Source organism: Faecalibacterium sp. 7 (assembly GCF_049562865.1).
In the GTDB taxonomy this organism is placed as follows: Bacteria; Bacillota; Clostridia; order Oscillospirales; family Ruminococcaceae; genus Faecalibacterium; species Faecalibacterium wellingii.
Window position 1 is genome coordinate 1,981,934 of sequence record NZ_CP186911.1, and the last position, 15,581, is coordinate 1,997,514.

At 58.7% G+C, this 15,581-nt stretch carries 11 protein-coding genes, 1 other RNA gene and 1 pseudogene; 7 read left to right on the forward strand and 6 right to left on the reverse strand.

Annotated features, from left to right (window positions below):
* Window positions 1-73 precede the first annotated feature (73 nt).
* Window positions 74-841 carry a copper homeostasis protein CutC gene (locus ACKXF7_RS09930; RefSeq protein ID WP_423741194.1) on the forward strand — a complete coding sequence of 256 codons (768 nt, stop codon included), beginning with the start codon at window positions 74-76 and terminating at the stop codon, window positions 839-841.
* Window positions 842-929: 88 nt separating this feature from the next.
* Here the strand turns inward: ACKXF7_RS09930 and ACKXF7_RS09935 are convergent, their stop codons facing one another.
* Both ACKXF7_RS09935 and pyk read right to left on the reverse strand, forming a co-directional pair.
* Window positions 930-1,382 carry an S-ribosylhomocysteine lyase gene (locus tag ACKXF7_RS09935; protein ID WP_249236981.1) on the reverse strand — a complete coding sequence of 151 codons (453 nt, stop codon included), beginning with the start codon at window positions 1,380-1,382 and terminating at the stop codon, window positions 930-932.
* A 17-nt stretch (window positions 1,383-1,399) separates the two neighbouring features.
* Window positions 1,400-3,154, reverse strand: coding sequence for a pyruvate kinase (pyk, locus tag ACKXF7_RS09940; RefSeq protein ID WP_249236980.1), 1,755 nt, complete (start codon window positions 3,152-3,154; stop codon window positions 1,400-1,402).
* A gap of 436 nt (window positions 3,155-3,590) precedes the next feature.
* Here pyk and ACKXF7_RS09945 point away from each other — a divergent pair, with 436 nt between their 5' ends.
* Window positions 3,591-4,769 (forward strand): phosphopentomutase, encoded by a 1,179-nt coding sequence (locus tag ACKXF7_RS09945; protein WP_339395175.1) that lies wholly within the window; start codon window positions 3,591-3,593, stop codon window positions 4,767-4,769.
* A 189-nt stretch (window positions 4,770-4,958) separates the two neighbouring features.
* Here the strand turns inward: ACKXF7_RS09945 and ACKXF7_RS09950 are convergent, their stop codons facing one another.
* The 4 genes and pseudogenes from ACKXF7_RS09950 to rnpB all read right to left on the reverse strand — a co-directional run bounded on the left by ACKXF7_RS09950 (window position 4,959) and on the right by rnpB (window position 9,514).
* The gene (locus tag ACKXF7_RS09950) at window positions 4,959-6,671 is read right to left on the reverse strand and encodes an LCP family protein (RefSeq protein ID WP_423741195.1); all 1,713 of its coding nucleotides are present in this window, start codon (window positions 6,669-6,671) and stop codon (window positions 4,959-4,961) included.
* 19 nt (window positions 6,672-6,690) lie between these two features.
* On the reverse strand, window positions 6,691-7,044 hold the full coding sequence (locus ACKXF7_RS09955) for a NusG domain II-containing protein (RefSeq protein WP_005940047.1): 354 nt from the start codon (window positions 7,042-7,044) through the stop codon (window positions 6,691-6,693).
* Window positions 7,045-7,047: 3 nt separating this feature from the next.
* Window positions 7,048-8,972 (reverse strand): annotated as a pseudogene (locus ACKXF7_RS09960) (NAD(+) synthase).
* Between the two features lie 204 nt (window positions 8,973-9,176).
* Window positions 9,177-9,514, reverse strand: an RNA gene (gene rnpB, locus ACKXF7_RS09965) — RNase P RNA component class A.
* A gap of 152 nt (window positions 9,515-9,666) precedes the next feature.
* Between rnpB and ACKXF7_RS09970 the strand changes: the two genes are divergently transcribed.
* The 5 genes from ACKXF7_RS09970 to ACKXF7_RS09990 all read left to right on the forward strand — a co-directional run bounded on the left by ACKXF7_RS09970 (window position 9,667) and on the right by ACKXF7_RS09990 (window position 15,384).
* Entirely contained in the window at window positions 9,667-10,536 is an 870-nt protein-coding gene (locus ACKXF7_RS09970; protein WP_423741196.1) for an RluA family pseudouridine synthase, read from the forward strand.
* A 175-nt stretch (window positions 10,537-10,711) separates the two neighbouring features.
* Entirely contained in the window at window positions 10,712-12,595 is a 1,884-nt protein-coding gene (locus ACKXF7_RS09975; protein WP_423741197.1) for a peptidoglycan DD-metalloendopeptidase family protein, read from the forward strand.
* Between the two features lie 72 nt (window positions 12,596-12,667).
* On the forward strand, window positions 12,668-13,387 hold the full coding sequence (deoD, locus tag ACKXF7_RS09980; RefSeq protein WP_423741198.1) for a purine-nucleoside phosphorylase: 720 nt from the start codon (window positions 12,668-12,670) through the stop codon (window positions 13,385-13,387).
* Between the two features lie 90 nt (window positions 13,388-13,477).
* Window positions 13,478-13,924, forward strand: a complete 447-nt coding sequence (locus ACKXF7_RS09985) for a cytidine deaminase (protein WP_249236973.1) — start codon at window positions 13,478-13,480, stop codon at window positions 13,922-13,924.
* A 284-nt stretch (window positions 13,925-14,208) separates the two neighbouring features.
* Window positions 14,209-15,384 (forward strand): BMP family lipoprotein, encoded by a 1,176-nt coding sequence (locus tag ACKXF7_RS09990; protein ID WP_423741199.1) that lies wholly within the window; start codon window positions 14,209-14,211, stop codon window positions 15,382-15,384.
* The last annotated feature ends 197 nt before the right edge of the window (window positions 15,385-15,581 follow it).

Consider the following 15,581-nt stretch of genomic DNA (forward strand, 5'->3'; position numbering starts at 1 on the left):
TTACAAACCGGAAAAATGTGGTAGAATAAAACAAAGCGCCGGAGAGCCATCCGGCAAAAAAGGAGGAATTATCATGCGTTCCGTTCTGGAAGTATGTGTGGACAGCACCGCCAGTGCGCTGGCGGCAAAGCGCGGCGGTGCCGACCGGCTGGAACTGTGTGCCGACCTCATCGTTGGCGGTACAACGCCCAGCCTGACGCTGGTGCAGCAGGTCAAGGCAGAGACCGGCCTGCCGGTGCGGGCGCTGCTGCGGCCCCGCTTTGGCGATTTCTGCTATGACAGCTATGAGCTTGCCCAGATGGAACAGCTGGCCGCAGAGCTGGTGGAAGCCGGGGCAGACGGCATCGTGACCGGTGTGCTGACCCCGGAGGGTGCGCTGGATGCAGGAGCCATGCAGCCCATCTATGCGGCGGCACGCAAGGCAGCAGAGAAGGCGGGCCGTCCGGTGGCGTGTACCCTGCACCGCGCTTTTGACGTCTGCGCGGACCCCTTTGCTGCGCTGGAAACAGCCCGGAGCATGGGCCTTTGCACCATCCTCACCAGCGGACAGGCGGCCAGCGCGCCGCAGGGCGCTGCACTGCTGCGGCAGCTGACAGAGCGTGCAGGGAAGGATGTGGAGATTCTGGCAGGTGCCGGGGTCTCGGCACAGAACATCCCGGTGCTGGCCGCGCAGACCGGTGTGCGGGCATTTCACCTTTCCGGCAAACAGGTGCTGCAAAGCCGCATGACCTTCCGGCGCGAGGGCGTGCCCATGGGCCTGCCCGGCTTTTCGGAGTTTGAGGTGTGGCAGACCAGCGAAGCAAACATCCGTGCTGCACGGCAGGCATTGGATAGCCTTTAAAAACCGAATAAAACGAAAGCGCTCTCCCAACGGAAACCCGGTGGGAGAGCGCTTTTTTATGATGATGAATTTGAAGGGTGAAGATAGCTTAGTAATGCAGCTCGTCGCCGGTCAGTGCTTCCAGCACCGGCAGCATGGCAGCGGCTTCGGCCTTGGCAGCGGGCAGGTCCATATCGCGGTAGTTGCCGCACTCCACTTCGCTGGCACCGGGCACTGCGCCCTCAAAGCCAGCCATGAAGCGGAAGGACTCCACCGTCAGCTCCAGAGCCTCGGCGGGGGTCAGGCCGCGGGTGAGCAGATAGAAGCCGGTGCGGCAGCCCATGGGGCCAACGTAGATCACGCTGTCTTTAAAGGCGCTGTTGCGCGCATAGGTGGCAAACAGATGCTCCAGCGTGTGGGCGGCACCGGTGGTCAGGTAGTCGCCGTGATTGGGTTTTTTCATGCGGATGTCCCAGGTGAGAACATCGCCGTCCTGACGGCTCAGATACATGCCGCGGTCCAGCTTGGTATGGTCAACACAGAAGCTTGCAATGCGTTCCATGAGTTTTCTCCTTTGGCTTATGCCTGCAGGCGCTGCACGCTGCCGTGCGCGCAGTCCACAGCGACCATCAGGCCGTCACGGATGTGGCTGGTGGCACCGGCAGCACCCACGACGGTGGGCTTGAGCAGGGCCTTGCCGGCAATGGCGGCATGGCTGTTCAGGCCCGGCTCTTCCACCACCAGAGCGGCGGCGTCGCGCACATAGCTCAGCATTTCGTTGCTGGTAGCGGGGACCACCAGCACCATGCCGGGCTTGAACTTTGCACGCACCTCTTCCAGAGTGCGGCAGACGCAGGCCTTGCCGGTGGCGCTGGTCACATCGGCATTCTCGCGGCCAACGCCCACGCCGGTAGCCAGACAGTTGCCCACCATGTGGATCTTGATCATGTTGGTGGTGCCGGACACGCCCACGGGCACGCCTGCGGTCACGACTGCCAGCTCACCGTTGTGCAGGTAGCCGTTCTCCTTGGCCAGAGAGGTGGACATTTCGATCAGCTCATCGGTGCTGTGTGCCAGAGGCATCATCAGCGGGGTGATGCCCCAGCTCAGGGCCAGCTGACGCTGTACCTGTTCCTTCATCACGCAGGCGATAATGGGCTGCTCCGGGCGGTACTTGCTCAGCAGACGGGCGGTGTTGCCGGACTCGGACACCGTAACGATGGCTGCGGCGTTCACGTCCTTGGCGGTCAGGCAGGCAGCGTGTGCAGTGGCATCGCTCACGCTGATCTTGCCGGTGTTCTCGGTGAGGGGGACAAAGCGGGCGTGGTTCTCCTGCTCGGTGCGCTCAGCAATGGCAGACATGGTCTTGAGAGCATCCACCGGATAAGCACCGGCAGCAGTCTCGCCGGAAAGCATGATGGCAGAGGTGCCGTCGTAGATGGCATTTGCCACGTCGGAGATCTCGGCACGGGTGGGGCGGGGGTTCACGATCATGCTGTCCAGCATCTGGGTAGCGGTGACGATGGGCTTGCCAAAGGAGAAGGAGCGCTCGATGATGTTCTTCTGAATGCCGGGCAGCTCGGTAAAGTCGATCTCAACGCCCAGATCGCCGCGGGCCACCATGACGGCATCGGCAGCAGCCAGAATGCTGTCGATGTTGTTCACGCCCTCACGGTTCTCGATCTTGGCGATGATGCGGATGTCGGAATCGTACTCGTTGAGCAGGTTGCGGATGTCGTACACATCCTGCGCGGTGCGCACGAAGGAAGCAGCGATGAAGTCGAAGCCCTGCTGTGCGCCGAAGATGATGTCATCGCGGTCGCGCTGGCTCATATACGGCATGGACAGGTGCACGCCGGGTACATTGACGCCCTTCTTGTTCTTGATCTTGCCGTTGTTCAGCACCTTGCAGACGATGTCCGTATCGTTCACGGTGACGATCTGCAGCTTGATCAGGCCGTCGTCCAGCATGATGGTGCCGCCGGGCTGCACATCCTGCGGCAGGTCCTTATAGGTAATGGAGCAGATCTCCTTGGTGCCCTCCACATCCCGGGTGGTCAGGGTGAAGGTCTGGCCTGCTTCCAGCATTTCGGTGCCGTTCTTGAAGTCCTTCAGGCGGATCTCGGGACCCTTGGTGTCCAGCAGGGCAGCGACCGGCTTGCCCAGCTCTTCACGGATGGCCTTCAGCTTTTCAAAGCGGCCCAGATGCTCCTCGTGAGAGCCGTGGGAAAAATTAAAACGGGCAACATTCATGCCGTTGGCGACCAGCTCGCGCAGAACGCCTTCCTGATCGGTGGACGGGCCCAGAGTGCAGATGATCTTTGTTTTTCTCATATACTTTTACTACCTCCAACTACTACTTCACATTCTCTATTTTGCGGCAGGCTGTCCGCTGTCATACAGACAGCTGCGCGCGGCCAACGGGAAAAATCCCGTGCTGTGGTACAAAAGCGGAAAAATCCTGTGGTTCAAAACTTTTCCATCTATTATTATATCTGCTGGGATACAATAGAGCAAGGGAAATTTTGCGCTGTGGCTGAATTTTTTAGGCGGTCAAGAAATCTTTGCCGCGGAATGACGTATTTACGCTCAAAAATCAAAAAACGCCCGGCCGATTCGTGAACAAAATGACGAACATTTTGGTGAAAATGACGGATATTTGCAGGAGGGCGAAAAAGCTTGCATCCGGTGCGGGATTTGCTTATAATGATAAGTAAAGATAGTATCACTTATCCGGGGCATGCTCCGGAGGAAATGGAGAAAAAACGATATGGAGAAGCGTGTTTTTCTGATCGTCCTTGACAGCTTTGGAATCGGTGCAGAGCCGGATGCCGCCGCCTTTGGCGACGAGGGCACCAACACCCTGGGCGCCATTGCAAAGCATCCCAACTTCAACTGCCCCAACCTGCGCAGACTGGGCATGTTCAACATCGATGGCGTCACGGCAGGCGAAAAGACCGATGCACCCATCGGCTCCTTTGCCCGCCTGCAGGAGCAGAGCATGGGCAAGGATACCACCATCGGCCACTGGGAGATTGCGGGCGTTGTCAGCCCCAAACCGCTGCCTACCTTCCCGGAGGGCTTCCCGGAGGCGCTCATCCATGAGTTTGAGGAAAAGACCGGCCACAAGGTGCTGTGCAACAAGCCCTATTCCGGTACGCAGGTGCTGAAGGATTACGGCGAGCAGGCCATGAAAGAAAACGCCCTTATCGTCTACACCAGTGCCGACAGCGTATTTCAGGTGGCTGCCAACGAAGAGCTGGTGCCGGTGCATGAGCTTTACCGCTACTGCGAGATCGCCCGCGAAATGCTCAAGGGCGAGTACGGTGTGGGCCGCGTGATCGCACGCCCCTTCCTGGGCCATACTGCCGACACCTTCTACCGCACCACCAACCGCCACGATCTGAGCCTGAAGCCGCCCCGCGCCACCATGCTGGATCTGCTGAAGGACGCGGGCAGGGATGTCATCGCCGTGGGCAAGATCTTCGATATCTTTGACGGCGAGGGCGTGACCGAGAAGATCAAGACCACCGGCAATACCAACGGCATCGCCTTCACCAAGGCACTGCAGACCCGCGACTTTGAGGGCCTTGCCTTTGTAAATCTGGTGGACTTCGATATGCTCTACGGCCATCGCCGTGATGTGGCGGGCTATGCCGCCGCTGCTACGGAGTTCGACAGGTTCGTGGCAGACTTCATCCCCGGGATGCGGGAGGGCGATCTCCTGATGGTGACGGCTGACCACGGCTGCGACCCGTCCTATACCAAGACCACCGACCACACCCGCGAGTATGTGCCGTACCTGATCTGCGGCAAGGGCGTGAAGCCTGGCGTTGACCTTGGCACCCGTCTGTGCTTTGGCACCATTGCCCGGACCATCTGCGAGTATCTGGATGTGGATGCTTCCAGTCTGGATGGCAAGAGCGTCTGGAACGAGATCAAAGCGTAATGATTTTATAGAATGAGAAAGCCGCCTGCATCTTGAACCAATGCAGGCGGCTTTTTTATGCAGTTCAGCGGCACGGCCTTTCTGGTGAAAAAGCAAAACAGGAAATGACCGCAGTCGTTTCCTGTTTTGCAAATAAAATAATAGTTCCGCTATAGAGTCCGGAGCTTGCGCAGAGGATATTTCAAATCGTCAGGCCGCGTCGTTCTGCTGAGATGCGGCATCCTGAATGGCACCCCAGATGGAGGAAGCCGCATTGTAGATGGACGATGCAGCCTGTTCCACCTCTTCCTGCGTGGGCAGGGAGATAGACGGAGCTTCGGTGGAACCGTCGCCGCCGGTCTCGCCCTCAGCGGGAGTTTCCGGCTCCGGCGTCTGGGTGTCGGCAGGCTGCTCTGCATCTGCAGGCTGGTCGGCCGGGACGGTCTCTTCCGGCACGCTCTCGGCGGGCACTTCCTCGGGAACGCTCTCGGCAGGCACCTCCGAAACAGCGGCGTTCGGGTCGGTGGTGGGGGTGAACACCTCGGTCTTTTCCGGTTTCTGGGTGGTGTCGGCAACGGTGCCCTCACCGCCCAGCACGGACGCGAGCATTTCCCTGGCCTTGCTTACAGAAGAATCGTCCGGCTTCATGACGTAGAGCTTCTGTCCCTTGGCGGAGTAGCATTTGGTGCTGCTGGAGCTTGTGCCGGTGACGGTATAGCTTTCAATATCCCACTCGGCAAAGTCGCTCAGCTGCATCCGCACCAGCGCACTGATCTGATCCTGTGAAAAGCTGGTCACAAAGCAGTCGGAGGCGGCATCCATGATCTTGGAAAAGCCCATCAGCAGGGCAGGGGACTTGATCTTGTTCAGCATGGCATCGATCACCTTCATCTGATTGATGCCGCGCTGGATATCGCCGGACGCAAAGGCGTGGCGTTCACGGGCAAAGGCCAGTGCGGACTTACCGTCCAGATGGTTCCAGCCTTCCACAAAGGTGGTGGGATCGTAGTATCCGGGGCTGCCCACCGAAGTGAACGCCTGATCGGAGTAGACATCCACACCGCCCAGCGCATCGATGATGCTGATGAAGCCTGCAAAGTTGATACGGATGTAATGATCCACGTTGACGCCGTACAGGTTGCCCAGCGTTTCCATGCTGGTCTCCACGCCGTACAGACCGGCGTGGGTCAGCTTGTCCTTGCTGCTGGTACCGGCAAGATCTACGTAATAGTCGCGGGGCGTATTGACGAGGGCCACCCGCTTGGTGACGGGGTTCACGGCAGCAAGGATGTTCACGTCGCTGCGGGCATTTTCGGTCAGCTCGCCGCGGGTATCCACACCGCTGAGGTAAATCACAAAGGGCTCTTTGGTGATCTTATTGGCCTCGGCACCGGTGAGCAGGCCGGAGGTCATGCTGCCCAGAGCGGAAAGGCCCTGCTGAGCCCAGAAGCAGCCCAGCGCCATGGCGGCGCACAGGAACACCGAGAACACCCGGGCCACCTTGCCGGGAACATTGTACTCCTGACAGCGCTTTACCAGCAGCCACAGCAGCGCCAGCAGCGCGGCCAGAATGACCAGATACAGAACCGGAAGCATCTGGGTGCGCCACAGCTGCACCAGAGCCAGAACACTTAAAAGGCCTTGTAAGATCAGCAAAATATTCCCCCATTTGGAAGGTGCTGCCACAGCTCCGTCCACGGGCGGATGCGCCTGCGGCGGTACCGGTGCATCGTGATGCTTGTGCGTGGGCTTCTGGGCAGAAGGACGCTTGGGCGGCGGGGTCTGCGGCGGTTCCGGAGGAGTCTCGGAAAAGAACGCCGAGCTGTCCACCTCAATGGGCGCAGTATCATCGGAGCCTTCCTTGCGGCTGATGTGCCGCAGAGAACGGCGGTCTTCGTGGGAACGATCGTTTTCATCCATCATTCAAAACCACTCCTTTTTGTCAGGAAACAGGTACAATGGTCAGCACTGCACGGGCGGGAAGGCAGGTGGCGGTCTGATCCTCGTTGGAAAGCCAGCCGAAGCCTTCGCAGATGTGATCCGGGCAGGGCGAATCCACAAACCGGGCTGCACCGTCCTTGATCTGGATGTGGACGGTATAGTAACCGGTGTCCACATCATAGGTCTCATCCACGTCCAGCGGCAGGTTCATGGTGGTGTTGTTGTCGCCGTAGATCAGCTCGGCCCGCAGTCCGGAGCCGGAAGCGTGCACGCGGCGTACCACCAGCAGCACAGCGGCAATGGCCAGAATGACCACGGCAAACAGAAGATTGGTAAGCAGCTTTTTGTTTTTCATGCGTTAATCCTTGATCTGTAATTGTTCCAGCTCAGCCAGCCACAGTGCGGCACAGGCATCGCTGGGCATCCGCCAGTCGCCGCGGGGCGAAAGGGTCACGCTGCCCACCTTGGGGCCGTCGGGCAGGCAGCTGCGCTTGAACTGCTGGGCAAAGAACCGCCAGTAGAAGTTGCGCAGCCACTTGTACAGCACGCTGTCCGGGTACTCCGGACGGCCTGCGAATGCAGCCTTTGCCAGCCGGAAGATCTTGGCCGGGCCAAAGCCGAAGCGCAGCACCTGATACAGGTAGAAATCGTGCAGCTCGTAGGGCCCCACAAGGTCCTCGGTCTTCTGTGCGATCTCGCCGTCCTTGGCGGGCAGCAGCTCCGGGGAGACAGGCGTATCCAGAATATCCAGCAGCACGGTGCGCAGAGCATCGGTGGCGGCAATGTCGGCTTCGTAGCGCACAAGGTGGCGCACCAGCGTTTTGGGCACACCGGCGTTGACGCCGTACATGCTCATGTGGTCGCCGTTGTAGGTGGCCCAGCCCAGTGCCAGCTCCGAAAGGTCGCCGGTGCCCACCACGAGACCGCCGGTGCGGTTGGCGGTGTCCATCAGCTCCAGCGTGCGCACGCGGGCCTGTCCATTTTCAAAGGTGACGTCCAGCACGCTCTCATCCTGACCGATGTCTGCAAAATGGCTGTGCACGGTGTTGGCGATATCGATCTCCTTAAAGGAGACCTGCAGCTCATCGCACAGGATCTCTGCATTGCTGCGGGTGCGCTTTGTGGTGCCGAAGCAGGGCATGGTCACAGCCAGCACATCCCGGGCGGGGCGGCCCAGCTGCTTCATGGCACGCACGGCCACCAGCAGCGCAAGACAGCTGTCCAACCCGCCGGAAATGCCGATGACCGCCGTTTTGGCGTGGGCATGATCCAGCCGTTTGGCAAGGCCGTCCGCCTGCATCTTCAAAATAAGCTCACAGCGTTCGGCGCGGCGCTTGGGGTCGCCGGGCACAAAGGGCGCGGGATCAATCCAGCGGGTCAGCACGGTCTCCGCCGGCTCCAGATCGAACTCCACGGTCTGGTAGCCCTCACCGGCCGGCTCAAAGCTGGTATTGCGGGCACGCTCGGCTTCCATGCGCTGGCAGTCGATCTCGGTCTCGGCACAGCCGCCGTCAAAGGGGGCGTTCTCAGAGAGGACGGTGCCGTTCTCGGCAATAAGGTCATGTCCGGCAAACACCATGTCCTGCGTGCTCTCACCGTGCCCGGCGGAAGCATAAAGGTAGCCGCACAGCAGGCGGGCAGACTGGTTGGACACCAGCGCCCGGCGGTACTCGGCCTTGCCAACGGTCTCATCGCTGGCGGAAAGGTTTGCGATCACGGTCGCACCGGCCAGCGCGTGGAAGGTGGAGGGCGGCAGGGCGCTCCACAGACCTCGCAGATCTCCACACCCAGCACAAAGCTGGGCATCTGGCGGCAGCGGAACAGCAGGGAGGTGCCAAAGGGCACCTGCTGACCGCACACCTCCGTCAGCTCCACATCGGTGCTGCCCGGGGTGAACTGGCGCTTTTCGTAGAACTCGCCGTAGTTGGGCAGATAGGTCTTGGGCACAAGGCCCAGGATCCTGCCATGGCACAGCACGGCGGCGCAGTTGTACAGCTTGCCGTGCACCAGCAGCGGCAGGCCGACCAGAGCCACCACGTCCAGCTCCTGCGTTTCAGCCAGCAGGGCGCTCAAAGCGTCCAGCGCGCCGGTCTGCAGAGTACGCTGCAGAAACAGGTCGCCGCAGGTATAGCCGGTCAGGCAGAACTCGGGGAACACGGCCAGCTTCACGCCGCGGGCTGCGGCTTTGCGCAGAGCCTCGGTGATCTGCCGGACGTTATAGGCGCAGTCGGCCACCCGCAGTGCGGGAGAAAGGGCGGCTGCTTTCAAAAAACCATCTTTCATCGGAGGTTTTCACATCCTGTCTTTCTTAGTTGACTGCAATTTCCTGCAGTGCACATAGTATACCACAAACAGACCCAAACGGGAAGTAAAAGAACAATGACAAAAACAAAACAGCATCGCCCGCTCCCGACGGAGAAAGCGGGAAGGACAAAAAAATAAAAAATCCCACACAAAAATGTGCGGGAAGCAAAGACTGAAAAATGGAAAACGAGATAGACCGTAAGCCGGGTTCTGTATTAAACGACGATCTGTCTAGACCTGCCATTGCTGACAGGTTCGTGCCGCCTTCGGGACACGCGAGCAGCGCTGTACGTCCCATATAGGCGTTGCTTCCGGTAGGGTTTACAAAGCCGCATGGTCACCCATGCGCTGGTGAGCTCTTACCTCGCCGTTTCATCCTTACCGCATTGCTGCGGCGGTTTGTTTTCTGTTGCACTTTCCCTAAGGTCACCCTCGGCTGCCGTTAGCAGTTACCGTGCTCTGTGAGGCCCGGACTTTCCTCAGAGCGGTCAAAGCCGCCCCGCCGCCGTATGTTCCACTCGTTTTCCGCTCCTCATAATACCATAAAAAAGCAGGATTTGCAAGTAGAAGCGTTTTTTGGTATAATATTCATATATTTTTTGCACAGGGGGTGGGACGTATACAGCTGGAATTTACCGTGCCGCAGACGCCGCAGACGCAGGACGGCGTACTTGTGCGCAATTTTCTGCGCCAGTGTGCCGTCTCCACCGAGCTTGCCCGTGCAGTCAAGTTCCGGGGCAGCGGCTTCTTTGCAGAAGGGGAGCCTGTCCTTGCCAACCGCCGGGTCTACCCGGGGCAGGTGGTGTCCTTTGAGCTGCCGCCAGAGGGAGACGGCGTGGCCCCGCAGCCGGAGATCCCGGTAAAGGTGGTCTATGAGGATGCGTTTGCGGTGGTGCTGGAAAAGCCGCCTCATCTGGCCGTGCACCCAACCCTGAACTACCCCTGCGATACCCTTGCCAACGGGTATGCGGCATGGGCCGCGCAGCAGGGCATCAGCCCGGTGTTCCGCCCGGTGAACCGCATCGATAAGGACACCAGCGGCCTTGTTCTGGCTGCGAAGCACGCCTACGCTGCGCCGCTGCTGGCCCGGAATGTGGAAAAACTCTACTATGCCGTTGTGGAGGGAGAGCTGCCGCTGGGCCCGGGCGTGATCGATGCGCCCATTGGCCGTCAGGCCGAGAGCATTATCGGGCGGTGTGTGACCCCGGATGGCAAGCCCAGCCGCACCGAGTATACCATATTAAAGGCAGAAAACGGCCTGAGCCTTGCCGCCTGTGTGCCGGTGACTGGCCGCACGCACCAGATCCGGGTGCATTTTGCGTCCATCGGACACCCGCTGGCAGGGGATGATCTTTACGGCGGAAGCAGAGCACGCATTGGCCGTCAGGCGCTGCACTGCGCAAGGCAGAGCTTTCAGGTACCGGTATATGCCGGACAGCCGGACGGCATCCGTGTACAGGTGCCGGTGCGTGAGCACAGCACGGTGGTCACGGTGGAAAGCCCCCTGCCGCAGGACATGAAACAGCTTTTTGGTGAAAAGTAAGTGAAAGAACCTGCCAAATTTTGTGACAATGCTTGTTTCAATGCCGACAGGGTGTATAATAAAATAAGATAACTGCGTGCGCAGAGCCGCTGGAAAGGCTGCGCACGTTTCAGACCGCCGCCGTCTTACCCCCGCACCGCTGTGTGCACTGGCGGCAAGGAAGGAGAAAGACCTTTTGATCGAAGATAAAACAAAGGAGCAGCAGCCTGCCTCACCGGCAAAGCCCAAGTGGGGGCAGAAGCTGCGCTCCCTTTGGGCACAGCTGCAGTGCATGGGGCTTTTGCACCGGCATCGGCTGCGCCGTAAAACGCAGAATCGTGTAAGCAATTTCAGCAGAAAGATCGCCCAGAACGCTGCCGTTCCGGTTATTGGCGAGGCGCTGTATGCGCTGGGCTACTCCACCGAATATGCATTCGTCCGTGCCGGACGCGGCCTGCGCAGCAGCTGGCTGTGGCTGTGGCACTCTGCTGCGGCATTGCTGAGGAACACGGCAGCCATCGCATTCCCGGGCGCTGCACAGATGTTCCGGGATCTGTTCGGGCCCATCTGGCTGTTCTTCCGGGGCTGCGGCTCCCTGCTGGTCCACGCCCATCGGGTGCGCAAAGAAAAAGGCTTTGCCGTGGCCTGCCGCGAAAGTGTACATTATCTGACCAGCGGCGTGCGCCGCAATATCAGGACCCTGCCGCGGATGGCCATGTATGTGCTGCCGGTGTGTGCATTGGCAGTCATGGTGACCGTGTTCAACAATACCATCCGCCAGCCCTACGCGCTGGAAGTGCAGGTGAACGGCCAGACTGTGGGCTATGTGGCCAACGAGGACGTGTTCAATTCGGCCCGTGAGGCAGTGCAGGAGCGTATCAATTACGCCGGCACCGACCATACGGAATGGACCGTGGAACCTACCTACACCGTTACCGTGGCCCATAAGACCCTAGATGAAAACGAAATGGCAGACGCCATCCTGAAGAGCGCCAGCGACCAGATCAGCGAGGGCACGGCCCTGTACTTGGACGGCGAGCTGACCGCCGTGTGCAATGACGGCACGGCATTGCAAAGCTACCTGAGCAGCCTGCTGGAACCCTATGAAGACCCCGAAAATTCCAATATGACCGTGGGCTTCAATAAGGATGTTACGCTGGAGAACGGTATCTACTTCAACGACAGCTTCCAGAACGAAGCAGATGTGGAGCAGCAGCTTTCCGGTGTGCAGCAGCAGGAAAAGATCTATACTGTGCAGATGGGCGATACGCTGTGGAGCATTGCCCAGAAAAACGATCTGACCTTCCGGGAGCTGTGTGAGCTGAACCCCAGCTTCAAAGGCGCACAGTTAAATGAAAACTCCAACATTCAGGCAGGGGATGAACTGATCGTCACCAAGCAGGAAGCCATGCTGGAAGTGCGCATCACCAAGGTGGAAACATGGCAGGAAGAGATCCCCTACTCCACCGAGACCACTACCTCCAACGAGTACACGGTGGGCACCAAGAAAACGGTGCAGAACGGTGTGAACGGCCTGCGCCAGATCACGGCGCAGCGTGTTTATAACACCGATGGCATCCAGCTTTCCCAGAAGATCCTGAGCACGGAAGTGGTGCAGGAGCCTGTCACCGAAAAGATCGTGAAGGGAACCAAGAAGGTGACCAACAGCACCACCTATATCACCGGCAGCGGTCAGTTCATCTGGCCGGTGCCCGGCTACCGCTACTGCTCGCGCTGGTACGGCAGCGGTCACAAGGGCGTGGATATTTGCGCTGCAGCGGGTACGCCCATCTACGCATCGGCAGGCGGCACTGTAACCAAGGCAGGCTACAACAAGGCCGGTGCCGGCACGGGCTACGGCTACTCCGTCATCATCAGCCACGGCAGCGGCTACACCACGGTGTATGCGCACTGTCTGTCGCTGGCGGTGCACTCTGGTCAGTCGGTCAAGCAGGGCCAGCTGATCGGCTATGTGGGCAGCACCGGACGCTCCAGCGGCAACCACTGCCACTTTGAGATCCGCCGCAACGGCAGCTACATCGCGCCGCAGAATGTGTTCAACCGCAGAAAGTATAGGTAAGTTTGCAGAGGGCTTTTTCTCCGGAGAAGGCCCATCTGCTGTATTATGTAACAGAAAAGGAGAGATGATCTTATGTCTACCCCTCACATCAGTGCTGAAAAAGGCGATTTTGCAAAGACCGTCCTGATGCCGGGCGATCCTCTGCGCGCAAAATTCATTGCGGACACCTTCCTCAAGGATGTCCGTCAGGTGACCGGCGTGCGCGGGATGCTGGGTTTTACCGGCACCTACGAGGGCCGTCCCATCAGCGTGATGGGCAGCGGCATGGGCATGCCGTCCATTGGCATTTATTCCTATGAGCTGTTCAAGTTCTACGATGTAGAGAACATCGTCCGCATTGGCTCTGCCGGCAGCTATACCGACAAGGCCAGACTGTTTGATACCGTGCTGGCCGCCGGTGCTGTGAGTGAGAGCAACTATGCCCGTGTGCAGAGCGGCTTTGGAGGGGACATCACGCTGCCCAGCCAGAGCCTGAACGACAAGCTGCGCGCATCTGCCGCAAAGCAGGGCATCCCCCTCATCGAGGGCAACATCCACTCTTCGGATGTGTTCTACCGTCAGCCCTCCGATGCGAAGCCCACCTACTGGGAAAAGCTGCGCGATGAGCGCGGATGCCTGTGCGTGGAGATGGAGAGCTTTGCTCTGTTTGCCAATGCACAGGTGCTGGGCAAGAATGCTGCCTGTCTGCTGACCATTTCCGACAGCTTTGTCTCGCCGGAGATCACCACGGCCGAGCAGCGCCAGAAGAGCTTTACCGACATGATGAAGGTAGCACTGGGCGCAGAATACTAAGCGTTAAAAATGCGTTTCAGCGCGGTTTGCCTGCAAAAGGGCTTGCCGCGCTGTTTTCGCCCCCTGAAAATCCAAAAAGGAGTGACGGATATGACCAATCTGACTTTGGAGGAAAAGAAGGAGCTCATCCGCATGGCACTGGCTGCACGGGAAAAAGCCTATGTGCCCTACAGCGATTTTATGGTGGGTGCTGCCCTGCGTGCCAGAGACGGCCGCATTTTTACCGGCTGCAACGTGGAGAACGCTGCTTTTACCCCCACCAGCTGTGCCGAGCGCACGGCTCTGTTCAAGGCGGTGGCCGAGGGCGTGACCGAGTTCACCGACATTGCTGTGGTGGGCAGCCGCCGCGGTGAGGTGAACGAGCAGATCACTTCCCCCTGCGGGGTGTGCCGTCAGGCTTTGTTTGAATTCGGCGGGCCGGAACTGAACGTTATCATGGCAAAGACACCGGAAGACTTTATCGAGCGCAGCATGGACGAACTGCTGCCCTTCGGCTTTGGCCCCTCCAATGTGGCGGGCAACCGTGCCGTGAAGTGACGGGATAAAAACGCAGAGGTGCACTGCAGGACAATAAAGCAACGGCAATACGTGCATTGTGCGGCAAAACACAGGAAGTGCACGGAAAATGGCCGGAACTACGGCAAATTTGTGCATAAATACTACTTTTAATAAAAACTTACAAAATTATTGTAAAGATTTTGTAATCGGAATTTGCTTGCATCTGACACGGCTTGCCGCTATACTTGAGCCAGTAAATGTGCAGTTCTGCGCATTTTATTTATTTGACGCAATTTTTATTAAAAATAAAGGAGAGTTTGATTATGATGATTTCTCGTCGTAATTTCCTGGCTGTGGCTGGCGCCGCTGCCGCTGCCGCTGCTCTGACCGCCTGCGGTGGTTCTTCCGCTTCTTCTACCAGCACCGCTTCTTCCGCTGCTGCTTCTACCGCTTCCTCTGCTGCTGAGGGCGGTGAGAAGATCGTCAAGGTCGCTCTGACCTGCGATACCGGCACGATCGATGATGAGAGCTTCAACCAGGCATGCTGGACTGCTGTTTCCGGCTACATGGGCGATGACTGCCAGTACTACATCCCCGAGGCTGACGCTTCCGATGAGGACCGCGAGACCATGATCCGTCAGGCTGTCAACGACGGCGCTGATGTGATCGTCTGTGTCGGCTACCTGTACGGCGCTTCTCTGGCATGGGCTGCTGACCAGTATCCCGATGTCAAGTTCATCGCCATCGATGTGACTCAGGGCGATATCGGCACCGACGCCATCCCCGCCAACTGCTACTGCATCACCTTCAAGGAGGAGCAGGCAGGCTATCTGGCAGGCTACGCCATTACAAAGGACGGCAAGACCAAGCTGGGCTTCCTGGGCGGCATGGCTGTTCCCGCTGTTATCCGTTACGGTTACGGCTTCGTGCAGGGCGCTGACGCCGCTGCTGCTGAGCTGGGCCAGAACATCGAGATCAACTACTTCTACGGTGGCCAGTTCTACGGCGATGCAAACATCACCTCCCGTATGGAGGGCTGGTACTCCAACGGCACTCAGGTCGTCTTTGCCTGCGGCGGCGGTATCTATACCTCCGCTGTTGAGGCTGCTCTGAAGAACAACGGCTACGTCATCGGCGTTGACGTTGACCAGAACTACATCGGTGCAAACGGCGTTGCAGATGGCACCTACGCTTACAACCCGTTCATCACCTCCGCTATGAAGGGCCTGTCCGAGGCTGTCAACACTGCTCTGTCTGATATCGATGCCGGCAGCTGGGGCGACATCGCAGGTTCCAATGGCAACTTTGGTCTGGAGGACGGCGATTATATCGGCCTGCCCACCGATGCAGACAGCTGGAACTTCGAGTCCTTCACCACCGACGAGTACGAGGAAGTCAAGGGCAAGATCAAGAGCGGCGAGATCACTGTTGATAACAGCTCCGACGACGCCACCAAGCCCACCGTCAGCGAGTTCACCACTGTCAACTACATCCAGTAAGGTATTGTCCGGCAGGCCTGCCTGCGGACGATCGATAGGTCTTTTTAAAGCGGGGCATCCTGTAGCGGGGTGCTCCGCTTTTTCTGTCAGCTATTGGCGTAATGCGGAAAAAATGCAGCGGACTCTTCGTGAAAAAGATACAAAAGTAATACTATTATCTGTGCTTTCTGCCAAAAAGCAAAAAAGACATGTGCAAA